Here is a 22,585-nt window from a genome sequence, read left to right as displayed (position 1 = left end):
CAAGGGGACACCCGTGGAAGGCGAGCCATGTCCACAGGTTGGATCATCACTTTGATCGTGGCGGCGGTCGCCGTCCTCGTACTCGCCCTGTATCTGGGCAGCAGGCGCAAGGGGCCGCACTCGGTGCGGCGGCGCTTCGGCCCCGAGTACGAGCGGACCGTCGCCCAGCACAACGGCGACACCAAGGCCGCCGAGAAGGAGCTGCGGGAGCGGCTGGAGCGGCACGGCGACCTGCGCGTGCAGCCGCTGACGCCGCAGGAGCGCGAGCAGTACGCCGCCCAGTGGGCCGCGGTGCAGGAGCGGTTCGTCGACGCGCCCGCCGAGGCGGTCGCCGAGGCGGACCGGCTGCTGAGCCGGCTGGCCGAGGCGCGCGGCTTCCCGGGCGACGGGTACGACGAGCAGGTCTCCGCCCTCTCGGTGCACCACCCCAAGCGCGTCCAGGGCTACCGCGAGATGCACGCGGTGGCCGTGCTGGGACGCGAGGGCCAGGCCGACACCGAGCGGCAGCGCGAGGCGCTGGTGCACGCCCGCGCCCTGTACGAGGACCTGATGGCGCAGCAGTCCGCCGACGGCGGGACCGGCCGCGGCCGGGAGGAGCACGACGGCGGCCGGCACCGCGACCGGCACGACGGCCACGACGGCCGTGACCGGCACGACGGAACCGGTGGGACCGGCGGCCGGGGGCACCACGACGGCGAGCCGCGGCGCTCCGGCCGGCTGACCGAGAAGCTGCACGCCTCCCGGATGCTGCACCGCCACGACACGTCGAAGGGCAAGGCATGACCACCACCGACCGTACCCATCGCGTCCACCACACCGACGGCACCGACCGGACCCACCACCCGGTGGACCGCCGGACCGAGCACCGGACGGAGCACCGGGCCGACGGCGCGGGGCACTCCGGCTCCGGGCCGGACGACACCGCACTCCTGCCGCCCGCCGAGCGCGAGGAGTTCCTCCGGCGCATGCACCAGGCCGTGAACGGCTTCGTCGACGAGCCGCGGCGCTCGGTCGAGGAGGCGGACGCCCTGTTCGAGGAGCTCTCCCGCCGTATCAGCGCGCTCGTCGCCGAGCGCCACCACGGTCTGCGCGCCCCCTGGCGCGACAACGAGGCCACGGCGGAGACGGAGGACCTGCGCAACGCCCTGCGGCGGTACCGCGACGCCGCCGAGCGGCTGACGCGGCTGTGAGACGGCCGTGCGGCGGCGCGGAGGCCGGTGCCTTCCGCATTCCGTACGGCACGAGGGCCGCGGCCCGCCGGTGAGACGGGCCGCGGCCCTCGTGCGTGCCCCCGGTGGCGCCGGGCCGGGTCAGGGCCGGGGCGCCGCGGTCTCCTCCGGAGACGGCCCGGCCGCCACCGCGCCCACCGGTTCCGCCGTCTCCCCGGTCTCTCCGGCCTCCCGGGACTCCGTCCGGCCGGCCGGCACCGTCCGCCCCGCCGGTTCCGGCCGGTCCGTGCGTTCCGCCGGTCCGGCCGCCGGCTCCGCCGCCGCCCGCCGGACCGGACCGTGCCGCTGCCACAGGGCCGCGATGCCCAGGCCCGCGGCGACCACCGCCGCACCACCCACCGCGTCCAGCAGGTAGTGGTTGGCGGTGCCCATCACCACCAGGGTGGTCAGCACCGGGTAGAGCACGCCGAGCGCTCGCAGCCATCTGTTGGGGGTGAGGCGGACGACGACCACCGCGCACCACAGCGACCAGCCGACGTGCAGCGAGGGCATCGCCGCGTACTGGTTGGATATGCCGGTCAGCACGCCGAAGTCGGGATCGTCGAAGTCCTGAGGGCCGTGCGCGGTGTCGATGTAGCCCAGGCCCGGCATCAGCCGCGGCGGCGCCAGCGGGTAGAGCCAGAAGCCGACCAGCCCCAGCAGGGTGGCGAACGACAGGGACGTCCGGGCCCAGCGGTAGGTGACCGGGCGGCGTACGTACAGCACGGCGAGCAGGGAGATCGGCACCAGGAAGTGCAGGCTGGTGTAGTAGAGGTTCATGCTCTGCTCCAGCCAGCCCACCTTCACCACGGCGTGGTTCAGCCAGTGCTCGACGTCCAGCCGGAGGGCCTCCTCGATCGCGAGGATCTGCCGGCCGTGCGACTCGGCCAGCTCGCGCCCGTCCGGCGCCAGGGAGCGGACGAGGGAGTACAGCCAGTAGCCGACCCGGATGAGCAGCAGCTCCAGCATCAGGTTGGGACGGCTGAACGGTCCGGAGTACTCGGGGCGGTCCCACAGCGGTGAGGTGCGGGAGACGAACGGCAGGACGCAGGCCGCCAGCAGGGCGGCGAGCAGCGGGGCGTTCTCGCCGAACGGGGTGAGGAAGGGCAGGTTGGGGACCAGCGCGGCGGGGTCGAGCGTCATCACCAGCACCAGGAAGACCGGCCACACCAGGCGGTCGCCCGAGCGGCGGCCCACCCGGCCGGCCGCGGCCAGCAGGATCCACAGCTGCTGGTGCTGCCAGGCGGCCGGCGAGACGGCGACCGCGGCGCAGCCGGTGAGGGCGGCGGCCAGCAGGAGCTGGCCGTCCAGCGCGTAACGGGCGGCCCGGCGCAGCGCCACCACCGCCACCACCGCGGCCAGGGCGGCGAACAGCGCGATCTCCAGCGGGCCCCGCAGCCCGAGCCGCAGCAGCAGGCCGTGCAGGGACTGGTTGGCGAGCCCGTCGGCCGGTGCGCCGAGCCCGGCCCCCGCGACATGGTGCACCCAGTACGTCCAGGAGTCGGACGGCATGGCGGCCCAGGCCAGCACCGTGCACCCGGCGAAGACCCCGCCGGCGACGGCCGCCGCCCGGCGCCGTCCGGTCAGCCACAGCAGCGGGGCGAACAGCAGCACGGTGGGCTGGATCGCCGCGGCCAGGCCCACGGCGGCGCCCGCGCCGCGCGGGGTGCGGGCGGCGTACAGCAGGCCGCAGAGCGCCAGCAGCACCGGGATGATGCTGGTCTGGCCCAGATGGAAGGTGTTGCGCACCGGCACCGACAGCACCAGCAGGCTGATGGCCACCGGCGCGGCGGCCAGCCGCGCGGTCCGGCCGGTCACCCAGGGCAGGGCGCGTACCGCCACCACGCCGAGGGCGGCGACGAGCAGCAGGGTGCCGAGGGTCCACGCGACGCCGAGCACCTGCTCGGCGGCGTTCGTCAGGGGTCTGAGCGCCAGCCCGGCGAACGGCGTCCCGGTGAACGTCCCGCCCTCGTAGAGCGGACCGCTGACCTCCAGGACGCCCCGCTCGCCCGTCCACGCGGCGAGATCGGCGAAGCGCTCCTCCGGTGGCCGGGCCAGCACCGCGACCGCCTGGCGCGCGGCCAGCGCCAGCGCCAGCAGCCACAGCGCCACCAGTGCCGTACCGCCGTACGATCCCCGGCGCGGCACCCCCGCCACAGCGCGCCTGTCAGTGTCAATCACGCCCCACTGCCCCCATTTTCGTTTTTCCGGTTCCCCGTCCTCAGGTGTCCCTGTGTTCTGTGCTCCTGGCCTCCGGGGTCCCGCTCTCCGGTCGGAAGGTCCGTGCGCGCGGACGCCGGCGCGGGCCACGGACGGGCCCATCATCCATGACGCACCCCCGTCACGTCAGACGCGGGACACCCCATGGTCACCTGAGCGTCGGGCCGCGCGGGCCGCACCGGACGGCGAAGGGCAGGATGGAGGCATGAGCATCGTGAAGATCAACGCCCTCACCGTCCCGGCCGACCAGCGGGAAGTCCTGGAGAAGCGGTTCGCCTCCCGGGCCGGGGTGGTGGAGTCCTCGGACGGCTTCGAGTGGTTCGAACTCCTCCGCCCGCTGGAGGGCACCGACCGCTACCTGGTCTACACCCGCTGGCGCGACGAGGCGGCTTTCCAGGCGTGGATGGAGGGGCCGATGAAGTCCGCCCACCAGGGCGGGAACGCCCCCCGTACGGACGGTCCGGAGGGCGGGCGGCGGCCCGGCCCGGCGGCCACCGACTCCACCGTGTGGACCTTCGAGGTGATCCAGCAGACGGGCCCGAGGCCGAAGGAGGACTGACCCTGCCTGACCCCTGCCCGCGAAGGGGGCGGCCGGTATACGCCGTCCGGCCGCCTCCCGCAACCCGGGTGGTCATATCGGGTGAAAGCGCACCCTTCCGGATTACCCGGACGGCCCTCCGGTACCCGGCGGCGGTCCGTTGTGCGCGGCCCTCGGGCCGGCGCACGGTTCCCACCGAGGGAGCACTCCCGCCATGAACAACTCCATCGGCATCCACGCCCTGGTCTGGGTCGGCGACTGGAACCGGGAGACGGCCCGCTACGCCATCGAGTCCGCGGCGGCCCGCGGCTACGACCGGATCGAGATCCCGCTGCTCGACGACTGGCGCATCGACACCGCCGCGACCCGGGAGCTCCTGTCCGACAACGGGCTGGCCATGACCGGCAACCTCTTCCTCACCGACGCGAACGACATCACCAGCCACGACCCGGCGACCGTCGCCGCCGGGTTGCGGCGGCTGATCGGCGGGGTCGACACCGTCGCCGCGGTCGGCGGCGACCATCTGTGCGGCACCGTCTACAGCAAGCTCGGGCGCTACGACCACGCGCCCACCCCGCAGGGCCGCGCCAACTGCGTGGAGACCCTGCGGCAGGTCGCCGACCACGCCGCCGGACGCGGGGTGCGCATCGGTCTGGAGCTGTGCAACCGCTACGAGACCAACCTGCTCAACACCGCCCGGCAGGCCCTGGAGATCCTCGACGAGATCGACCGGCCGGGCACCTGTGCCGTGCACCTCGACACGTACCACATGAACATCGAGGAGGACGGCATGGCCGAGCCGGTGCTGACCTGCGGGGACCGGCTCGGCTACGTGCACATCGGCGAGAGCCACCGGGGCTACCTCGGCACCGGCAGCGTGGACTTCGACGGCTTCTTCGGGGCGCTCGGCCGCATCGGGTACTCCGGGCCGATCACCTTCGAGTCGTTCTCGTCCGCGATCCTCGCCCCCGAACTCACCGACGCCCTGTGCATCTGGCGCGACCTGTGGACCGACTCGGCCGATCTCGCCCGCCACGCCCGGGAGTTCATCGGACGGCAGCTGGTGTCCGCCGACGGTGACGGGGACCGGCGGCGCTCCGGCGGCGGGCTGCGTACGGCCGGCCGGCACCGGGCCGTCTAGCTCCCCGGAAGGCGCCGTCCGTCCGGCGCGTCCGTCCCCACCGACAAGGACAACCGGTCATGCACACCACCCTGCAGAACAGCGGCCCGCAGCGGGACTACACCGTCGTCTTCGACCCGGGCGAGGAGGTCGTCCGGGGGCTGGCGGACTTCGCCCGCCACGAGGGGCTGGGCCCCGCCTCGTTCGCCGCCATCGGCGGCTTCCACGGGGTCGAGATCGGCTTCTACAACATCGGGACCAAGGGCTTCGACCACATCCCGTTCCCGTACGACCAGGCCGAGGTGCTCAGCCTCATCGGGGACATCACCCCCCAGGAGGACGGCCCCAACGTCCACGGCCATGTCGTCCTGGGCTGCCCCGACGGCACCGCGCGCGGCGGCCATCTGCTGCGCGGGGTGATCCGGCCGATCCTCATCGTGACGGTCGAGGAGATGTCCCAGGCATTCCCCTCGCACCACTGACTCCCCGAAGGAGAGAACGCCATGAGCCTGCACGAGATGGACAGCGAGCAGCACGTCCGGGTCTCCCACGTGCCCGCCGGCGGTGGTCCCGCCTACTGGGTCTACAGCGATCTGGACACCTTCAAGGCCACCGGCGAGGACACCGGCGACACCCTCACCGTGGTGGAGACCGTCATCCTCCCGCACGCCGGACCGCCGCCGCACATACACCACCGGGAGAACGAGTTCTTCTACGTGCTGGAGGGCGAGATGGAGGTCCTGGACCGGGACCGGAAGTTCCCCGTCGGCCCCGGGGACTTCGTCAACATGCCCCTGGGCACCCTGCACGCCTTCCGCAACTCCGGGGACACCGACGCCAGGATCCTGCTGCTCTTCGCCCCGGCGGGCTTCGAGAAGTACCTGACCGAGGCCGGTGAGGCGGTGGCGGAGCACAACCGGAGCGCCCCCACCGGGGAGACCGACCTGGCGGACGCCCACCGGATCGCCCCCCGGCACGGTCTGGAGTTCGGCGACGCGCCTCCCGGAGTGTGGTGACCGCCATGACCACCTCGGCCTCCCCGGCCTCCCCGGCCCCCGTACGCGGGCGGAACGGCGCGCTGTTCGACCGGGACGCGGTCTCCTTCGGCATCACGCCCACCTGCTGGACCAACGACGACTTCCCCACCGTCGGCGACGACATCCCCTTCGAGCAGTGCGTCAGCGAGATGGCGCTCGCCGGCTTCGAGGGGTGCAGCGTCGGCCACAAGTACCCCACCGATCCGCGCACCCTGCGGCAGGCGCTGGAGCTGCGGGGCCTGCGGGTGTCCGAGCCCTGGTCCAGCACCTACTTCACCGCCGAGGGCATGTGGGACCGCACGGTGGCCGCCTTCCGGCGGCAGCTGGACTTCATCAAGGCGGCCGGCGGCGACCGGGTCGTCGTCGCGGAGCTCGCCGGGGCCGTCCACCAGCAGCAGGTGGCCCTGGTCGCCAACAAACCGGTCTTCGACGACAACGCCTGGCACCGGCTGCTGACGGGGCTGGACACGCTCGGCCGGATGGCGGCCGGCCAGGACATGCTGCTGTGCTACCACCACCACATGGGCACCGGGGTGCAGACCCGGGCCGAGGTGGACCGGCTGCTCGCGGGCACCGACCCGGAACTGGTGCACCTGCTGCTGGACACCGGCCACCTCGCCTGGTCCGGGGACGATCCGCTGGAACTGGTCCGCGACCACGCCGACCGGATCCGGCACGTCCATCTGAAGGACCTGCGCCACGACGTCCTGGAGGACTGCCGGCGCCTGGACCCCAGTTTCCGCGACGCCGTGCTGGCCGGGATCTTCACCGTGCCGGGCGACGGGATGCTCGACTTCGGGCCCGTCCTGCGCACCCTGGCCGACGCCGGATACCGGGGCTGGCTGGTCGTCGAGGCCGAGCAGGACCCGGCCAAGGCCCACCCGCTGACCTACGCCAAGAAGGCCCGCGAGTACCTGCACACCCTCACTGGCCTGTGAGCACCCGCCGTTCCGAAGGCCCGCGCGGACCTCCCCGGAACGGCCCGCGGAACCCGCGGAGCCCGCAGAGCCCGGAGCGAAGGAGACCTCCATGGCATACCGCCCGATCGAGGACTACGGGCTGATCGGGGACCTGCACACCGTGGCCCTGGTGGCCCTCGACGGTTCACTGGACTACCTGTGCCTGCCGGACTTCGACTCGCCGACCGTGTTCGGCGCGCTGCTGGACTCCTCCCGCGGGGGCAGTTTCCGCATCGGCCCGGCCACCGAGGGCGCCCGGCTCAAGCAGCTCTACCTGCCCGACACCAACGTCCTGCTGACCCGCTTCCTCTCCCCCGACGGGGTCGGCGAGGTGGTGGACTTCATGCCGGTGGGCACCATGCGGCACACCCACGCGGTCGTCCGCCGGGTGAAGGGCGTACGCGGCCGCTTCCGCTTCGCGCTGCGCTGCGGGCCGCGGTTCGACTACGCGCGGATCGAGCACCGGATCGAACAGCGCCCGGGCGAGGTGTTCTTCGTCCCCGAGGGCCGGGAGGAGTCGGCGCTGCGGCTGCAGACCCCCGTGGCGACCCGGATCGAGAGCGGTGCCGCGAGCGGCACGGGCGGCGCGGGCGACGTCGTCGCCGAGTTCGAGCTGGGGCCGGACCAGACGGCGGACTTCGTCCTGGAGGCCGTGCCGCCGGGCACCGCGACCCCGGCGGCCGGCCCGCGGTGGGCCGAGCGCGCCTTCCGGCACACCTGCGCGTTCTGGCGCGACTGGGTGCGGTCCTCCACCTACACGGGGCGCTGGCGCGAGGAGGTGCTGCGGTCGGCGCTGGCGATGAAGCTGCTGACCTCGGTGCGGCACGGCTCCATCGCCGCGGCGGCGACCTTCGGGCTGCCGGAGCTGGTCGGCGGCGAACGCAACTGGGACTACCGCTACACCTGGATCCGGGACGGCTCGCTGACCGCCGCCGCCCTGGTGGGACTGGGCTTCCACGAGGAGGCCAGGGGATTCGTGCGGTGGGTGGAGCAGCGCTACCGGGAGAGCGAGGAGCCGGGCCGGCTGCAGATCATGTACGGCATCGACGGCCGGCACGAACTCGACGAGGAGATCCTGTCCTATCTGGAGGGCTACCGCGGCTCCAGCCCGGTACGGGTCGGCAACGGCGCCTGGAACCAGCTCCAACTCGACATCTACGGCGAGTTCCTGATGCTGGCGGACCTGTACGACGAGCGGGTGGAACCGGTGTCCCACCAGCTGTGGGGCCATCTGCGCGACTCGCTGGAGTGGGTCGCGGCCAACTGGCGCCTGCCGGACGAGGGCATCTGGGAGACCCGGGGCGGGCGTCAGGAGTTCCTGTACGCGCGGCTGATGTGCTGGGTGGCCCTGGACCGCGGGCTGCGCATCGCGCAGCGGCGTTCGCTGCCGGCCCCGCTGGAGAAGTGGCTGGACGTCCGCGACGAGATCCACACCGAGATCCACCGGGCGTTCTGGAACGACAGGCGCAAGGCGTTCGTCCAGCACCGGGGCAGCTTCACCCTCGACGCCGCGAGTCTGCTGATGCCGATCGTGGGCTTCGTCTCCCCCGTCGACCCGCACTGGACGGCCACGCTGCGCGCGATCGAGGAGACCCTGGTGGAGGACTCCCTGGTCTACCGGTACCGCACGGGCGAGGGGGCCTCGGACGGGCTGAACGGCACCGAGGGCACCTTCTGCATGTGCTCCTACTGGTTCATCCAGTGCCTGGCCATGGCCGGGCAGACGGAGAAGGCCGAGCTGTTCTTCGAGAAGATGCACACCTACGCCAACCATCTGGGGCTGTACGCCGAGGAGATGGACGGCACCGGCCGCAACCTGGGCAACTACCCGCAGGCCTTCACCCACCTCGGGCTGGTCAGCGCCGCGATGTGCCTGGACCGGGCGCTGTCGTACGAGGGCCGCGGCCGGACGGCGGCGTGACGCGGGCGGCCCGGTGACCGTCGGCCCGCGGCCCGCAGCCGGTCAGCCTCCGAGGGCCGGCTCCCGGGCCAGCTCGCGGAAGCTCTCGGAGGTGACGGCCAGCGTCCCGACGAGGGGGTACTCCAGCAGCAGCACCAGGAAGAGGTTGACCGCGACGACCAGGGCCACCCCCGCGACCATGACGTAGTGCAGCCACGGCCGCTCCAGCCCGAACAGCAGGCTGAACAGCAGGGTCACCGCGCTGACCACCACCACCGCCACCCACATGGGCGCCTCCAGGTGGGCGGTACCGGCCTCGTGGTGGCGGTGGCCGCGCAGCACGGCCACCCGCATCAGCTGCCCGGTGGCCTCGGCCACGTACGCCCGCTCCGCCGCGGTGTCCGGGCGCACCGACCGCACCGCCATGTGCAGCCGTTCCACCGCCCGGTCCTCGCGGGCGGTGTCCCCGGCCTCGCCGGGGTCGTCCGGCCACCACTCGACCACCGCGCGGCCGTACGCCACCGCCGCCGCCGTGATCTCACGCCGCTCCCCGGTCCCGGCCACCGCGGCGCCCTCGGCGACGGAGGCGACGGTGAACGCCTCCTCGGTGACGTCCTGCCTGGCCTCGGCGTAGTTCTCCCACTGGTCGGCGATGGTGAAGCCGGCCGTGACCGCGTACACCACCCCGATCACCGCCACGAGGAAGCCCGCGACGTCGTTGTGGTCCTTCGCCCTCGCGGGCGGCAGCACCCTGCGCGTCAGCGCCTGCAGGGCGACGGCCAGCACGGGCAGTCCGCCGAGGATGATCAGCGCCGTCGCCCACAGGGGCAGGTCGGCGATGGCGAAGTGGTACACGGACACCCTCCCGTCGGCCTCCGCCGCAGTCTCCGGGACGCTCCGGGCGGATCCGGCCGGACGGCACGCCCGCCGGAGTGTGCCGTGCCGATAGGTTCGCCCGGACGGCGCAGCCGCCGGGCCCGGCGCCCGCGGGCGCCGGGCCGGGTCAGGGCGGCCAGTCGCCCTTCCCCGCCTTCCGGTGCGTCCCGGCGCGCGGGTACTCGTCCTCGGTACCGCCCGTCTCCTCGCTGAGCTCGTGGACGAGCGCGGCCAGGTCGGTGGGCCGGCCGGGCGTCCACCAGTCGCCCAGCAGCTCGGCCAGGCACTCCTCGCGGGCGCCCGCCAGCCGGTCGGCCAGCGCCCGGCCCCGGCCGGTGGGCACCAGCGCCAGCCCCTCGCGCGCGGCCAGGCCCCGCGCCTCCAGTTCGCGGGCCGCCGCCGTGATCACCCTCAGCGGCACGGTGCCGCGGTCGGCCAGCAGGGCGGGCTCCACCGAGCCGTACCGGTGGACGCGCAGCAGCATCCAGCAGGACGCGGGCGCCAGGTCCGTCCCGGCCCGCTCGGCCACGCGCCGGTACAGGTCGCGCCGCCCCTGCCGGCTGCCGAGCAGGGACAGGACGCGGGCGGCCTCCTCCAGGGAGGAGCGTTCGACGGGGTTGGGCGGTACGACCTCGCTGGGGTCGGGGGACCGCACACCGGTCCGCAGCGGCTCCTCCTCCAGGAACCAGGCCAGGACGAAGGCCACCAGCACGACGGGCACCGCCCACAGGAAGACGTCCGTGATGGCGTCGGAGTAGACGCCCAGCACCTTCTCCCGCGCCGTCCGGGACAGTTCGCCGACGGCGCGCGGGTCGGCCCGCAGCCCCTCCGGGGTGACCCCGGGCGGCAGCGGCTCGCCCCGCAGGGCACCGGCCATCCGGTCGGCGAGGGAGCCCGCGAAGAGGGAGCCGAAGACGGAGACGCCGACCGCCGCGCCGATGGAGCGGAAGAAGGTGGCGCCGGAGGTGGCCACTCCCAGGTGCTCGTAGGGCACGGCGTTCTGCACGGCCAGGATCAGCACCTGCATCACCAGGCCGAGGCCCAGGCCGAAGACGAGGAAGGCCACGGAGATCCGCCAGTCGGTGCTGTTCTCGTCGAGGCCGTGGAGCAGCAGCAGGCCGGCCGCGGTGACGGCGGTGCCGACGAGGGGGAAGACCTTCCAGCGGCCGGTGCGGCTGACGATCCGGCCGGAGCCGGTGGCGGAGACCAGCACGCCGAGCACCATCGGCAGCAGGTGCACACCGGACATGGTGGGTGAGATCCCGTGGACGACCTGGAGGAAGGTCGGCAGGTAGGCCAGCGCCCCGAACAGGGCGAAGCCGACGACGAAGCCGATCGCCGAGCAGATCGTGAAGGTGCGCACCCGGAACAGGCCGGGCGGCAGCACCGGCTCGGCGGCCCGCCGTTCGACGACCGCGAAGGCCGCCAGCAGTACGGCGCCGAGCGCTCCCAGACCGATCACCAGGGCCGACCCCCATGCCCAGGCGGTGCCGCCGAGCGAGGTGACCAGCACCACGCACGCGGCGACGGAGGCGATCAGCAGGGTGCCGAGGTAGTCGATGCGGTGCCTGCCGCGGCGGGCCGGGATGCGCAGGGTCGCGGCGGCGACGGCCAGGGCCACCGCGCCGACGGGCAGGTTGACGTAGAACACCCACCGCCAGTCCAGGTACTCGGTGAGCAGTCCGCCCAGCAGGGGCCCCAGCACGCTGGTGGCGGCGAAGACACCGCCGAACGCCCCCTGGTAGCGGCCCCGGTCGCGGGGTGGCACGAGGTCGCCGACGATCGCCATCGACAGCACCATCAGACCGCCGCCGCCCAGGCCCTGGACGGCGCGGAAGGCGATCAGCTCGGGCATGTTCCGGGCGAGTCCGCACAGCACGGAACCGGCCAGGAAGACGAGGATCGCGAGCTGGTAGAGCCGCCTGCGCCCGTACTGGTCGCCGAGCTTGCCCCACAGCGGGGTCGCCGCGGTGGCGGCCAGCAGATAGGCGGTGATCACCCAGGACAGGTGCTCCAGACCGCCGAGGTCACTGGCGATCGTGGGCAGGGCGGTGGCGACGATCGTCTGGTCGAGTGCGCCGAGCAGCATGCCCAGCAGCAGAGCGCCGATCGCCGGCCACACGGCGCGCCGCGGCTGCCCGGCCCCCGGTCCGGTGGGCGGGGCGGCGGCGTTCGGTGCGTGCTGCGGCATGGACGCCTCCTCACCGGCGTACGGATCCGGGTGCGCGCGCCGCGGCGCCGGGCGTCCCGGGCGGTCCGCGGGGCGCGTCACGGGGGGCGGGTGCCCAGGGAACGGCGGGCCAAGCAGCGTGCGGCGCCGTCGCACGCCGCCCGGCGCGGGGACACGCCGGTCCTGTCCCGAAGGGCTGAGTCGTCACACAGGAACCGTTGGTAACCTCTGTGACGTTTCGAGAGGTGGCACTTCTGAGGGAGGGGAGCCCCCAGTGGCGGATACGCCGATCTGCCCCATATGCCGGAGGCCTGCCGACGCCTCCGGCCGGGCGACCTGCCGGTGCGCCGAGGTGGAGGTGCTGCCCGGGCGGGCGGCCGTGCCCGACGAGGGGCCGGACCCGGCCGATCTGGCGATGTTCGAGCGGGCCCGGCGCGGGGACGACGACACGGTCGTCCTGCAGGCCGTGGACGGCGCGCCGCGGCGGCGGCCGGGGCGCCGCGTGGGCCGCGGCACGGCGCTCGCCATGGGCGGTGCCGCGCTGGCCGTGATCGGTTCCAGCGTGCTCGTCATCGGGATGTTCGCGCAGAACGACGACCCCTTCGACGAGGCCCGCTTCGACAGCCGGACCGCCACCTCGGACGCCCCGCCGCCCGACGACGGGCAGGGGGCGGGGGCGAGCCCGTCCACCGCGCCCTCCTCCGCCCCGCCCTCGCCGTCCTCCTCTCCCTCGGCGAGCCCGTCCCGGACCCCCTCGCCGTCCACCGCCCCCGCCTCCTCCGCCCCGCCCGCCGGGCAGGAGCCTCCGGCGGCCTCGCCCTCCGGGGAGCCCCGGGACGAGGACCGGGACGGCGGCGACCACGACTGGTGGAACGACGGTGACGGCGACGGCCGGGGCGGCTGGGACGGCCGCGGCGACGACGGGCAGAACGGCGGCCAGGAGCCCGTACTGCGCGAGGGCGACACCGGCCCGGAGGTCTACGAACTGCAGATCAGGCTGCGCCACACCAACGCCTACCGGGGCGACGTGGACGGCGTGTACGACCGCGAGGTCCGGGACGGCGTGACCCGCTTCCAGACCTGGTACGGCGTGCGGGGCGACCCCGAGGGCGTGTACGGGCCCCACACCCGGCGGGCGCTGGAGAGGGCCACCGGCGGCGGTCGCTGATCCGGGGGCGGCACCGGACGCCCCGCGGCGGGGTGGCGCGAAGGCGGACCATTTTGTATGGTGGAAGAACAAAGTGGTTCCGCCCGTTCCCCGTACCTGACAACGGGGTTCCCTGACCGGCGGGCGGGCCACTCTGTCCCCCGCCCGCGCCCGCACCCGGACCCCGTTCCCGGAGCGGCCCGAGCGGCGGTCCCCACAGACCCGCGCCCCGCACCGGGCCTTCCTCCCCGCCGGCCCGGGGACGGGGCGCGGCCGCCTCCGGCGGCGCCGGATCCGTCCGGCGCCGCCGAGGACGCGCCCCGCGCTCAGGCGGTCAGCGCCTCGTGGAAGCTGAGGGCCGCCAGCACGAGCATCACCCCGGCCGCGACCCTGGTGATCATCTTCAGCGGCACCCGGCGCATCAGCGCGCGGCCGCCCACGATGCCGACGGCCGCGACCGCCCACAGGGCGAGGACCGCGCCGAGGGCCACCGAGAACGGGTCCTCGTAGCGGGCGGCGAGGTTGGCGGTCATGATCTGGGTGAGATCGCCGAACTCGGCGACCAGGATCAGCATGAAGCCGCTGGCCGCCACCTTCCAGAAGGACTGGTCGGCGGGCCTGCGCACCTCCTCCTCCCCGTCGTCCCGCTTCAGCAGCAGCACCAGCGCGCCCCCCAGGAACAGCGCGCCGGTGATCCCCTGGACGAGCTGCTGCGGGAGCAGGGTGAGCACGCTGCCCGCGGCGACGGCGAGCGCGACATGGACGGCGAAGGCGGCGGCGACGCCCGCGAAGACGTACGAGGCGCGGTAGCGGGTGCCCAGCACCAGGCCCGCGAGGGCGGTCTTGTCGGGCAGCTCGGCGAGGAAGACGACCCCGAAGGTCACGGCCGAGACGGTGAGGCTGAGCACGGAGGGCTCCTGGTTCGGTCGGGCCGCCGGAACCGAGGGGGCCCGCCGGGGAGCGAACACACTTCGGCACGGCAGCGTCACGGAAAAGATCATGAACACTGCGGCCGAAGGTCTCGCTGGCACGGTGCGCGGGCACCGGCTCCGGGCGCCGGGCCGGACCACCTGACGGCGGGCCGGCCAGTATGTCGACGGTCCGGCGAAGAGCTACTCCCCTTCAGACGCCACTCACCCTACGGGATCCCCTCCGCCTCCCCAAAACCCCGGCCCGGGCCGCCCCGCGGCACCGCCCGCGGCGCCGTACCGCGCCACCGCGCGCGGGGCGGGCGCCCGGCGGACGGAAACCCCGGACCGCGCCCTTGATATGACGTGTCCATGTCCTCACTCTGTTACCTGGCACCCACCGGGAGGAAACCTTCCGCCGCCACCCTGACGGAGGTCACGCCCCCGCCCCACGCCGTTCCCTCACCACCCCACCCAAGGGAGATCGCATGCACCGCACCCGCGGCGCCCTCGCACGGCACGGCTTCTACGCGCGTCAAGCCACGGTCCTCGGCGCCCTCCTCGCCCTCTGCGCCGGCCTGCTGCTCCTGACCGGCCCCACCGCCCAGGCCGCACCGCCCACCCCGCCGAGCGCCGCCACCGCCCGCTCCTACCTGAACGCCCTGACCGTCCGCGCCGAGGGCTCCTCCAGCGGCTACAGCCGCGACAGGTTCCCGCACTGGATCACCCAGAGCGGCAGCTGCAACACCCGCGAGGTCGTCCTGAAGCGGGACGGCGCGGACGTGGTGCAGAACAGCAGCTGCGCGGCGACCGGCGGCCGCTGGTACTCCCCCTTCGACGGCGCCACCTGGTACGCCGCCTCCGACGTGGACATCGACCACGTCGTGCCGCTCGCCGAGGCCTGGCGCTCGGGCGCGAGCTCCTGGACCACCGCGAAGCGCCAGGCGTTCGCCAACGAGCTGGGCATCGCGCAGCTCATCGCCGTCACCGACAACGTCAACCAGGCCAAGGGGGACAAGGACCCGGCGGAGTGGATGCCGCCGCGCACCGCCTACCACTGCACCTACGCCCGGATGTGGGTGTGGGTGAAGTACGACTACGGCCTGTCCGTGGACTCCGCCGAGAAGAACAAGCTCAGCAGCGTGCTCGGCGGCTGCTGAACCGCCTCCCCGCCCCCGCGGCCCTCCCCCGCCGCTCCGGGACCGACGTAGCATCCAGAACCGGAGCGACACATCCGAACGACGGAGGGAGGGCCGCCCGCATGGCCGGACTGCGCCTGGGACCGCTGCTGCGGTACGCCGACACCGACTCCGCGACCGTCTGGGTCGAGACCGACCGGCCCTGCGAGGCCGAGGTGCGGTGCGGACCGGAACCGCGCGGCGGCGAGGCCCCACGGGACGGCGGGGGGCCGCGCGCCTCCTGCCGCACCTGGCAGGTCGCCGGGCACCACTACGCCCTGGTCCCCGTCACCGGGCTGCGCCCCGGCACCGAGACCCCCTACCGCGTGCTGCTGGACGGCGAACAGGTCTGGCCGCCGCCCGACTCCCCCTTCCCGCCCCCCGTCGTCCGCACCCTCCCGCCGCCGGACGGGGCCGGCGGCGGACCGGACGGGCCGCCGCTGCGCGTCACCTTCGGCTCCTGCCGCTGGGCCGCCCGGCCCTCCGCCGCCGGGCACGCCGCGATCGGGCCCGACGCCCTGGACACCCTCGCCCGGCAGGTCCTGGCCGGCACCGCCGAGCGCCCCGACGTCCTGCTGCTCCTGGGCGACCAGGTGTACGCGGACGAGACCTCCGAGGTGATGCGCCGCCGGATCGCCGCCCGCCGGAACCTGGCGGAACCGCCCTGGGGACAGGTGGCGGACTACGAGGAGTACACCTGGCTGTACGAGGAGTCCTGGCTCGACCCCCGGGTGCGCTGGCTGCTGTCCACCGTCCCCACCTGCATGATCTTCGACGACCACGATCTGATCGACGACTGGAACACCAGCGAGGCGTGGCGCCGGGAGATCCGCGCCACCTCCTGGTGGCGCGAGCGGGTGCTGGGCGGGCTGACCTCCTACTGGGTCCACCAGCACCTGGGCAACCTCTCCCCCGCCGAGCTGGCCGCCGACGGGCTGTACGCGGCGGTGCGGAGCACGGACGGCGACGCGGTCGGCGCGCTGCGGGAGTTCGCCGAGCGTGCCGACGCCGACCCGACCACCGCCCGCTGGAGCTACCGCCGCGATCTGGGCCGGGTCCGGCTGCTGATGGTGGACACCCGGGCCGCCCGTGTCCTGGCCGAGGACGACCGCGCGATGCTGGACGCCGACGAGGGGCGGTGGCTGCGCGAGCAGGTGTTCGACGGGCGCGGCTCGTACGACCATCTGCTGATCGGCTCGTCACTGCCCTGGCTGCTGCCGCCCGCCGTCCACGACGCCGAGGCCTGGAACGCCGCGCTGTGCCGGGGCACCCGGGGGCCGCGCTGGGCGCGGCTGGGCGAGAAGGTGCGGCAGGCCGCCGACCTGGAGCACTGGGCGGCCTTCCCCGAGTCCTTCGGACGGCTGGGCGAACTGCTCGCGGCGGCGGGCCGGGGCCCGGCGGCCCCGGCGACGGTGCTGGTGCTCTCCGGCGACGTGCACCACGCGTACACCGCCGAGCCGGACTTCGGGGAACCGGTGGACGCCCGGGTGGCGCAGCTGACCTGCTCGCCGATGCACAACAGCGTTCCGGCGGTGATGCGCTGGGGCTTCCGCTTCGGCTGGAGCCGCGCCGGACGGCTGCTCGGCCGGATCCTGACCCGGCACGGGCGGGCCGGACGGCCGCCGGTCGACTGGCGGAGGACCGGCGGTCCGTGGTTCGGGAACCAGTTGATGACGCTCGCCCTGCACGGCCGCCGCGCCCGGCTGCGGCTGGACCGGACGCACGACGGCGGCGAGGACGGGGGCCCCGTCCTGGAGACGGTCCTCGACCGGGAGCTGAGCGGTCCCGGCCCCGCCTCCCGCCCCGGTGAAGGCAGCGGCGGCGCCGTCGTCCCGGACCGTCTCGCCCCGCCCGGCCGCCCGGGGTGAGACGGTCCGCCCGCGCGCCCGGCCCGGTCCGGCCCCGGTTCCGGGTGGGCGGCGTATCCGCGCGGACACCACCGGACCGCGCCCGCCCGGACGGAAGCGCCGGCCGCGGTCCGGCACGGCGGTCCCGGAGGCCGGCCCGGAAGCGCGCCCCGCGGTGACGTCCCGCCTCCGGGGCGCGCAGGGGGCGCGGCCCCGTCGCGCCCCTCGCCACCGGTGTGCCGGGCAACGGCGTTCGCCCCGCCGGTGCGGCGCGCTCCACCCGCCCTCCCCCTCAGGTCTCATTCGCCACGCGGCCGCCCGGGACGCCGCCGCGTCCGCCGTCCGCGTCCTCACCAGCGCCTTCACCGCCGCGACGGCCGACGCCGCGGGCCGCGCCGCACACCACGGCATGTCCCGCCCCGGGACGCATCGTCCTCCGGGGGGACCCGGGAAGTACCACTACAGGCCGTCGTGGCCTGTCGGTCCGCTCCCCTATGCTCCGTCAGGTCCCGCTGTTCCCGGGAGAGGAAGGTGCCGCGCGCACCCCGGCCGATCCGCACGGGGATCACGGGCGTACGCTGACGGCGGGATACCGCCCAGACCAGGGCCGGCCGGGGGAGCAGGAAGTGCAGGAGATACTGGGGGAGCTGATCCACGCACCGTGGATCTACGTGCTCATAGGACTGTCCGTGCTGCTGGACGTCTTCCTGCCCGTGCTGCCCAGCGGTGTCATCGTGATCGCCGCCGCGACCGCCGCCACGGGATCGACCGCCGCCGCGGGCGCGACCGGCCTGCCCACCCCGCCCGCCGGTGCCCCGCTCCCCGAGATCTGCGCGCTGGTGCTGTGCGCCACCACCGCGTCCGTCCTGGGTGACCTGGTGCTGTACCGGCTCGCCTGGCGCGGCAGCGCGCGCTTCGACCGGGCCGTCGCCCGTTCCCGCCGGCTGACGGCCGCCCAGCGGCGGCTGGGCCATGTCCTGACCTCCGGCGGCGGCCCCCTGGTCGTACTGGCCCGGTTCGCCCCGGCCGGGCGCTCGGTGATCAGCCTGGCGGCCGGCGCGGCTCACCGGCGGGCCGTGGACTTCCTCCCCTGGTCGGCCCTGGCGGGCCTGGTCTGGGCGGGATACGGCGTCGGCGTCGGCTACTTCGGCGGGCAGTGGCTGGGAGCGGGCTGGCTCGCCACGGCGGTCCCGGTGCTGGCCCTGTTCGGGACGGGCACGCTGGCCGCCTACCTGGTGCGGCGCAGGCCCGCGCAGGCGCAGGCGTCCTGAGTCCGGCCGCCCCGCACCAGGTAGGCGGCCAGCGTGCCCGGTCCGCCGTGCCGGGTGCGGCACTCCCCTCACTCCCGTGCCCGGCCGGGCCGGCACTCCCCCTCGGCGATGCCGGCCGCCAGGCCGGAGCGGCCCTCCCGGGGGTCCTTCTCTCGTTCAGCGTCAGACAGGTCCGGAGCCCGCTCTCCTCGTCCACGAGCTGGAACCGGTAGACCCGGCGGCCGTGCTCCGGGAGCGTGGACCGGACGACGTCCACACGCGGCACCGGCAGGTCCAGCCGCCGGGCGGCCTCCTCCGTCACCCGCCGCAGCTCGGCCCGGTCGAGACCGTCCGGGGACGCGTTGACGTACCGCAGCGTGCCGGCGACCGCCCCCAGCAGTGCCAGCCCGACCACCGGGGCCGCCCACGTGCGCACCGCCACCCCCGTCCGGTCACCTGTGGCCGGCATGCTACGCGCTCCCGCCTCCGCGGCGCGACGGAGCACGGGCCGGAGGCGGGACCACGGGGACGGGACACGGCGGCGTCAGGGCTTGCGGGCCACCCCCGCGAACATGGACACCTCGGCGTCGGTGACGTCCGCGTACGGCTGGTCCGGCTCCGGCTTCCAGCGGTGCGGGACGACCAGGCCGGGCTCGACGAACTCCAGCCCGTCGAAGAACCGCAGGATCTGCTCGCGGGTGCGGTCCTGGGCGGAGGCCGCGGAGCCGGACATCGACATCTGGTGCAGGCGGTCCCAGGTCTCGGGGTCCAGGTCGGGGGTGCAGTGGCTGAGGGTGAGGTAGCTGCCGGAGGGCAGCGCGTCCACCAGCCGGGCCACCAGCTCGTACGGCTTCTTCGCGTCGTTGATGTAGTGGAGCAGCGCGTTGAGGGAGAGCGCGACCGGCCGGCTCATGTCCAGCGTCTCGAGCAGCTCGGGGTGGGCCAGGATGGAGTCCGGGTCGGTCGCGTCCGCGTGCAGGTAGGCGGTACGGCCCTCGGGCGTGCTGCGCAGCAGTGCCTGCGCGTAGCGCAGCACGATGGGGTCGTTGTCGGCGTAGACGACCCGGGCCTCCGGCGCCACGCCCTGTACGACCTGGTGCAGGTTGGGCTCGGTCGGTATGCCGGTGCCGATGTCCAGGAACTGCCGGATGCCCGCCTCGCGCACCAGCCAGCGGGCCGCCCGGTGCATGAAGGCCCGGTTGACCTGGGCCCCGGTCCGCACCCCGGGCCAGATGCCGATGACGGCCTCGGCGCCCTGGATGTCGGCCGGGTAGTTGGTCTTGCCTCCGAGGAAGTAGTCGTACATGCGGGCCGAGTGCGGCCTGCTGGTGTCGATGTCGTCGGCGGAGAAGCCCTGGGCGGTCATCTGTCGGTCTCCCGTGGGGTGGGTGTGGTCGGCTGGGCGGCTCAGGCGAGCAGGAAGTCGGCCTCACCGAGCTTGGCGCCCCGGATGAAGGACTCGATCTCCTGGTAGGTGTAGATCAGGGCGGGACCGTCGGGGTCGCTGGACTGCCGCAGGGCCACGCGGCCGTCGCCGAGCTTCATCACTTCCACGCAGTTGCCGCCGTTGGTGCCGCTCCAGGGCTTGTGCCAGCCCTCGTTTCCCAGCTCCCTGGCGGGCATGCCGTTGTAAATGTGGCCCATCGGTCAGAACTCCTTGCGAATGGCATCGAGGAACTCCCCGGTGCGTCGTACTGATACGGCCTGCGCGACCATCCGGTCCAGGACCTCCAGGTACGCGGCCGTGTCGGGGCGCTCGTCGAGATAGACGGCGCCGGTGAGGCTCTCGCTGTAGACGATGTCCGGCAGTTCCGGTATGTCGAAGCGGAACAACTGGAAGGGCCCGAACATGCCCGGATGCGGCCCCGCTTCGAACGGCAGCACCTGGACCGTGACGTTCGGCATCACCATCACCTCCAGCAGCCGGTCGATCTGGGCCCGCATGACCTCGGGTCCCCCGACGGGTCTGCGCAGCACCGTCTCGTCCATGACGACCCACAGCCGCGGCGCCCCGGTTCCGCCGAGGAGCGACTGCCGTTTCATGCGGAGCGCGACACGGCGGTCCAACTCCTCCTCGGGAGCGGTGGGGAAGCCGGTGCGCAGCAGTTCACGCGCGTAGTCCTCGGTCTGGAGCAGACCGGGGACGCAGTGGGGCTCGTAGCCGCGGAGGGTGTTCGCGGCGCTCTCCAGACTCACGTACAGGCCGAACCAGTCCGGCAGCACGTCCCGGAAACGGTGCCACCAGCCCGGTCTGCGGGACTCCTCCACCAGGGAGAGGAACGCGTCGATCTCCGGCCGCGCGACCTCGTAGGTCTCCAGCAACTTCTCCACGAAGAGCGGCTTGAGGCCGACTTCGGCCTTCTCCATGCGGCGGACCGTGGCGGCGTTGACGCTGAGGGCGCGGGCGGCCTCCTCGTACGAGCAGCCGGCCCTCTCCCGCAGGTCGCGGAGTCTCAGGCCGAGCACTATCCGCCCGACGGTCGTCACGTTCCCTCCCTCACAAGGCTTTTGAACAGCGAGTCTGACACACCGTCGGTGACGCTAACAGCTTGCCGTCGATATTCTGCAATTTGCAAGACGCCTCTTGCCTTCTGCCTACCGCAGCGAGGATAGTGAGGGTCCCCGCAGGAGGACGGACGGACTGGAAGGCGGAAGCCGTGGCGCTACCCCAAGGCACGATGACGATCCCCAACCGGGTCGGACTCTGCCCCGACCTGCGCCAGGAGACCTTCGAACTCCCCGCCCAGGCCGTCTCCGTGGCCGACGCCCGCAACCGCGCCTACCAGCGGCTGCGCCAGTGGGGCATCGCGCCGGACGCCTGCAGCACCGCCCGGCTGGTGGTGTCCGAACTGTTCACCAACGCCGTGCTGCACACCGACAGCGACCGGATCGGCTGTCTGCTGCACGTCGCCGACGACCAGATCCGCATCGAGGTGCGCGACCAGGGCAGCTACGCGAGCACGCCGATGCTGCACTTCCCGCGCTCCGACGAGGAGCGCGGCCGCGGTCTGCTGCTGATCGAGACCATCGCCCAGACGTGGGGTGTCGAATCCGCCGGCCCCGGATTGGGCCACATCGTCTGGGCCGTCATCCGTCCCTGAGCCGTCCAGCGGCCGGATGACGCGCGAGGGGCCCGGGACCCGTCCCGGCGAGGGGACGGGACCCGGGCCGCACACAAGCGGGGGGCTCGAGCCGAGTGGGGGCGGCTCGGGCCCCCTCGCCGCCGCCCCACCCGCTCAACCCCCGTGCCCTACTCCGTGATCCGCTCCACGGGGATCCACAGCTGCGACCGTGCCCACTCCCCGTCCTCCGACAGCCGGGTGCGCAGGATCTCCGGGCCCGGCCGGGTGCGGTACGGGTTGGCGGGGAACCACTGCGTGAACACGTCCCGCCACAGGTACTGGACCGCCCGCGGGGACTCGCCCGAGCTCTCGAAGACCGCCCAGAGTCCGGCCGGGACGGCGAGGGACGCCAGGCCCTCCGGCGCCTCGGCGCCGGTCACCACCCCGTGCCAGTAGTCGAGTTCACTGCCCTCCGCGCGGTCCCCGGCGAGGTTGTCGACCGCGGCCACGATGCCGTCCGGCTCCTGGTCGGACAGCTCCGCCAGCCGCCGGTTCACCTCCCGGCCGACACCGCGGACGAACTCCGCGATGGCCGGGTTCTCCCCCTCGTGCACCAGGGGGACGCGCGTGTTGAGCCCGACCACCCGGAACTCCCCCTTCTCCACCACTCGGTACTCCATGCTGGCACTCCCTTCGACGACGAGCCGGAAGGACATCCGGGGCTGGGAGCGCAGGGCCGCGCCGGTCCTGCGGGCCTCGCCCGGCCCGACGCCGTGCACCGCGCGGAAGGCGCGGGCGAACGCCTCGCCCGAGCCGTAGCCGTACCGCACCGCGATGTCGAGCAGTGTCCGCTCCCCCGCGAGCACCTCGGCACCGGCGACGGTGAGCCGCCGGCGGCGGACGTACTCGGACAGCCCGATGCCCGCCAGCGCCGCGAACAGCCGCCGGAAGTGGTACTCCGAGGTGGCGGCGATCCGCGCCAGCTCGGCCACCTCGACCGGCCCGCCGAGGTTCCGCTCGATGTGCTCCAGTGCCTGGTTCAGCCGGTCCAGCACCAGGTCCTCCTCCCGCTCGTCCGGCCCCTTCGGTTCCCTCCGTTGACAGACCCCACGCTAGGGAGGGCCGAAGCCGCCGCGCCCGACTTCCCGTGCCCGCTCCGGTCGGT

Annotated in this window: 21 protein-coding genes; 13 read left to right on the top strand and 8 right to left on the bottom strand. The window is 74.0% G+C overall.

Annotated features, from left to right (window positions below):
• Nucleotides 1-27: 27 nt before the first annotated feature.
• The gene (locus V1L54_RS10460; RefSeq protein ID WP_330117644.1) at nucleotides 28-783 is read left to right on the top strand and encodes a hypothetical protein; all 756 of its coding nucleotides are present in this window, start codon (nucleotides 28-30) and stop codon (nucleotides 781-783) included.
• Nucleotides 780-1,190, top strand: a complete 411-nt coding sequence (locus V1L54_RS10455; protein ID WP_330117643.1) for a hypothetical protein — start codon at nucleotides 780-782, stop codon at nucleotides 1,188-1,190. Before V1L54_RS10460 ends, V1L54_RS10455 begins: the two co-directional genes overlap by 4 nt.
• Nucleotides 1,191-1,310: 120 nt before the next feature.
• Here V1L54_RS10455 and V1L54_RS10450 read toward each other — a convergent pair whose 3' ends face one another.
• Nucleotides 1,311-3,389 (bottom strand): bifunctional glycosyltransferase 87/phosphatase PAP2 family protein, encoded by a 2,079-nt coding sequence (locus V1L54_RS10450; protein WP_443076575.1) that lies wholly within the window; start codon nucleotides 3,387-3,389, stop codon nucleotides 1,311-1,313.
• 244 nt (nucleotides 3,390-3,633) lie between these two features.
• Between V1L54_RS10450 and V1L54_RS10445 the strand changes: the two genes are divergently transcribed.
• The 6 genes from V1L54_RS10445 to V1L54_RS10420 all read left to right on the top strand — a co-directional run bounded on the left by V1L54_RS10445 (nucleotide 3,634) and on the right by V1L54_RS10420 (nucleotide 9,003).
• On the top strand, nucleotides 3,634-3,987 hold the full coding sequence (locus V1L54_RS10445; RefSeq protein WP_330117642.1) for an antibiotic biosynthesis monooxygenase family protein: 354 nt from the start codon (nucleotides 3,634-3,636) through the stop codon (nucleotides 3,985-3,987).
• A gap of 193 nt (nucleotides 3,988-4,180) precedes the next feature.
• Complete coding sequence (locus V1L54_RS10440) at nucleotides 4,181-5,107, top strand: sugar phosphate isomerase/epimerase family protein (RefSeq protein WP_330117641.1); 927 nt, start codon at nucleotides 4,181-4,183, stop codon at nucleotides 5,105-5,107.
• A gap of 59 nt (nucleotides 5,108-5,166) precedes the next feature.
• Entirely contained in the window at nucleotides 5,167-5,568 is a 402-nt protein-coding gene (locus V1L54_RS10435; RefSeq protein WP_330117640.1) for a PPC domain-containing DNA-binding protein, read from the top strand.
• Between the two features lie 21 nt (nucleotides 5,569-5,589).
• Nucleotides 5,590-6,102, top strand: a complete 513-nt coding sequence (locus tag V1L54_RS10430; RefSeq protein WP_330117639.1) for a cupin domain-containing protein — start codon at nucleotides 5,590-5,592, stop codon at nucleotides 6,100-6,102.
• A gap of 5 nt (nucleotides 6,103-6,107) precedes the next feature.
• Nucleotides 6,108-7,061 carry a myo-inosose-2 dehydratase gene (gene iolE, locus V1L54_RS10425; protein ID WP_330117638.1) on the top strand — a complete coding sequence of 318 codons (954 nt, stop codon included), beginning with the start codon at nucleotides 6,108-6,110 and terminating at the stop codon, nucleotides 7,059-7,061.
• Nucleotides 7,062-7,152: 91 nt separating this feature from the next.
• Nucleotides 7,153-9,003, top strand: coding sequence for a glycoside hydrolase family 15 protein (locus V1L54_RS10420; RefSeq protein WP_330117637.1), 1,851 nt, complete (start codon nucleotides 7,153-7,155; stop codon nucleotides 9,001-9,003).
• A 42-nt stretch (nucleotides 9,004-9,045) separates the two neighbouring features.
• On the opposite strand, the gene V1L54_RS10415 is transcribed toward V1L54_RS10420, so the two are convergent.
• Together V1L54_RS10415 and V1L54_RS10410 are read right to left on the bottom strand one after the other, a co-directional pair.
• Nucleotides 9,046-9,837 (bottom strand): bestrophin-like domain, encoded by a 792-nt coding sequence (locus tag V1L54_RS10415; protein WP_330117636.1) that lies wholly within the window; start codon nucleotides 9,835-9,837, stop codon nucleotides 9,046-9,048.
• Between the two features lie 148 nt (nucleotides 9,838-9,985).
• Nucleotides 9,986-12,049 carry an MDR family MFS transporter gene (locus tag V1L54_RS10410; protein WP_330117635.1) on the bottom strand — a complete coding sequence of 688 codons (2,064 nt, stop codon included), beginning with the start codon at nucleotides 12,047-12,049 and terminating at the stop codon, nucleotides 9,986-9,988.
• 253 nt (nucleotides 12,050-12,302) lie between these two features.
• On the opposite strand from V1L54_RS10410, the gene V1L54_RS10405 reads away from it, so the two are divergent.
• A complete protein-coding gene (locus tag V1L54_RS10405; protein WP_330117634.1) occupies nucleotides 12,303-13,196 on the top strand; it encodes a peptidoglycan-binding domain-containing protein in 894 nt (297 codons plus the stop codon).
• A 305-nt stretch (nucleotides 13,197-13,501) separates the two neighbouring features.
• Here V1L54_RS10405 and V1L54_RS10400 read toward each other — a convergent pair whose 3' ends face one another.
• Nucleotides 13,502-14,083, bottom strand: a complete 582-nt coding sequence (locus tag V1L54_RS10400; protein WP_330117633.1) for a TMEM165/GDT1 family protein — start codon at nucleotides 14,081-14,083, stop codon at nucleotides 13,502-13,504.
• Nucleotides 14,084-14,571: 488 nt separating this feature from the next.
• Here V1L54_RS10400 and V1L54_RS10395 point away from each other — a divergent pair, with 488 nt between their 5' ends.
• The 3 genes from V1L54_RS10395 to V1L54_RS10385 all read left to right on the top strand — a co-directional run bounded on the left by V1L54_RS10395 (nucleotide 14,572) and on the right by V1L54_RS10385 (nucleotide 18,379).
• On the top strand, nucleotides 14,572-15,243 hold the full coding sequence (locus tag V1L54_RS10395; protein WP_330117632.1) for an HNH endonuclease family protein: 672 nt from the start codon (nucleotides 14,572-14,574) through the stop codon (nucleotides 15,241-15,243).
• 101 nt (nucleotides 15,244-15,344) lie between these two features.
• On the top strand, nucleotides 15,345-17,129 hold the full coding sequence (locus V1L54_RS10390; protein WP_330117631.1) for an alkaline phosphatase D family protein: 1,785 nt from the start codon (nucleotides 15,345-15,347) through the stop codon (nucleotides 17,127-17,129).
• A gap of 605 nt (nucleotides 17,130-17,734) precedes the next feature.
• Nucleotides 17,735-18,379, top strand: a complete 645-nt coding sequence (locus tag V1L54_RS10385) for a DedA family protein (RefSeq protein ID WP_330117630.1) — start codon at nucleotides 17,735-17,737, stop codon at nucleotides 18,377-18,379.
• A gap of 523 nt (nucleotides 18,380-18,902) precedes the next feature.
• Here the strand turns inward: V1L54_RS10385 and V1L54_RS10380 are convergent.
• From V1L54_RS10380 to V1L54_RS10370, 3 genes are read right to left on the bottom strand one after another with little or no spacing between them, the layout of a single operon-like run.
• Complete coding sequence (locus V1L54_RS10380) at nucleotides 18,903-19,724, bottom strand: SAM-dependent methyltransferase (protein ID WP_330117629.1); 822 nt, start codon at nucleotides 19,722-19,724, stop codon at nucleotides 18,903-18,905.
• 41 nt (nucleotides 19,725-19,765) lie between these two features.
• Nucleotides 19,766-20,002 carry a DUF397 domain-containing protein gene (locus tag V1L54_RS10375; protein ID WP_330117628.1) on the bottom strand — a complete coding sequence of 79 codons (237 nt, stop codon included), beginning with the start codon at nucleotides 20,000-20,002 and terminating at the stop codon, nucleotides 19,766-19,768.
• Nucleotides 20,003-20,005: 3 nt separating this feature from the next.
• A complete protein-coding gene (locus V1L54_RS10370) occupies nucleotides 20,006-20,845 on the bottom strand; it encodes a Sco1979 family transcriptional regulator (protein WP_330117627.1) in 840 nt (279 codons plus the stop codon).
• A gap of 170 nt (nucleotides 20,846-21,015) precedes the next feature.
• On the opposite strand from V1L54_RS10370, the gene V1L54_RS10365 reads away from it, so the two are divergent.
• Nucleotides 21,016-21,459 (top strand): ATP-binding protein, encoded by a 444-nt coding sequence (locus tag V1L54_RS10365; RefSeq protein ID WP_330117626.1) that lies wholly within the window; start codon nucleotides 21,016-21,018, stop codon nucleotides 21,457-21,459.
• 149 nt (nucleotides 21,460-21,608) lie between these two features.
• Here the strand turns inward: V1L54_RS10365 and V1L54_RS10360 are convergent, their stop codons facing one another.
• Nucleotides 21,609-22,475 carry an AraC family transcriptional regulator gene (locus V1L54_RS10360; RefSeq protein ID WP_330117625.1) on the bottom strand — a complete coding sequence of 289 codons (867 nt, stop codon included), beginning with the start codon at nucleotides 22,473-22,475 and terminating at the stop codon, nucleotides 21,609-21,611.
• Nucleotides 22,476-22,585 lie beyond the last annotated feature (110 nt).

The sequence above is a fragment of the Streptomyces rubellus genome, assembly GCF_036323805.1.
In the GTDB taxonomy this organism is placed as follows: Bacteria; Actinomycetota; Actinomycetes; order Streptomycetales; family Streptomycetaceae; genus Streptomyces.
Note: the sequence above shows the minus strand (reverse complement) of the source record. Positions and strands in the feature narration are given on the sequence as shown.

What these genes read in the sequence shown, in the direction of transcription:
- V1L54_RS10460 (WP_330117644.1), top strand. Translation starts at nt 28, where the DNA reads ATGTCCACAGGTTGGATCATCACTTTGATCGTGGCGGCGGTCGCCGTC.
- V1L54_RS10455 (WP_330117643.1), top strand. Translation starts at nt 780, where the DNA reads ATGACCACCACCGACCGTACCCATCGCGTCCACCACACCGACGGCACC.
- V1L54_RS10445 (WP_330117642.1), top strand. Translation starts at nt 3,634, where the DNA reads ATGAGCATCGTGAAGATCAACGCCCTCACCGTCCCGGCCGACCAGCGG.
- V1L54_RS10440 (WP_330117641.1), top strand. Translation starts at nt 4,181, where the DNA reads ATGAACAACTCCATCGGCATCCACGCCCTGGTCTGGGTCGGCGACTGG.
- V1L54_RS10435 (WP_330117640.1), top strand. Translation starts at nt 5,167, where the DNA reads ATGCACACCACCCTGCAGAACAGCGGCCCGCAGCGGGACTACACCGTC.
- V1L54_RS10430 (WP_330117639.1), top strand. Translation starts at nt 5,590, where the DNA reads ATGAGCCTGCACGAGATGGACAGCGAGCAGCACGTCCGGGTCTCCCAC.
- iolE (WP_330117638.1), top strand. Translation starts at nt 6,108, where the DNA reads ATGACCACCTCGGCCTCCCCGGCCTCCCCGGCCCCCGTACGCGGGCGG.
- V1L54_RS10420 (WP_330117637.1), top strand. Translation starts at nt 7,153, where the DNA reads ATGGCATACCGCCCGATCGAGGACTACGGGCTGATCGGGGACCTGCAC.
- V1L54_RS10410 (WP_330117635.1), bottom strand. Translation starts at nt 12,049, where the DNA reads ATGCCGCAGCACGCACCGAACGCCGCCGCCCCGCCCACCGGACCGGGG.
- V1L54_RS10395 (WP_330117632.1), top strand. Translation starts at nt 14,572, where the DNA reads ATGCACCGCACCCGCGGCGCCCTCGCACGGCACGGCTTCTACGCGCGT.
- V1L54_RS10390 (WP_330117631.1), top strand. Translation starts at nt 15,345, where the DNA reads ATGGCCGGACTGCGCCTGGGACCGCTGCTGCGGTACGCCGACACCGAC.
- V1L54_RS10380 (WP_330117629.1), bottom strand. Translation starts at nt 19,724, where the DNA reads ATGACCGCCCAGGGCTTCTCCGCCGACGACATCGACACCAGCAGGCCG.
- V1L54_RS10375 (WP_330117628.1), bottom strand. Translation starts at nt 20,002, where the DNA reads ATGGGCCACATTTACAACGGCATGCCCGCCAGGGAGCTGGGAAACGAG.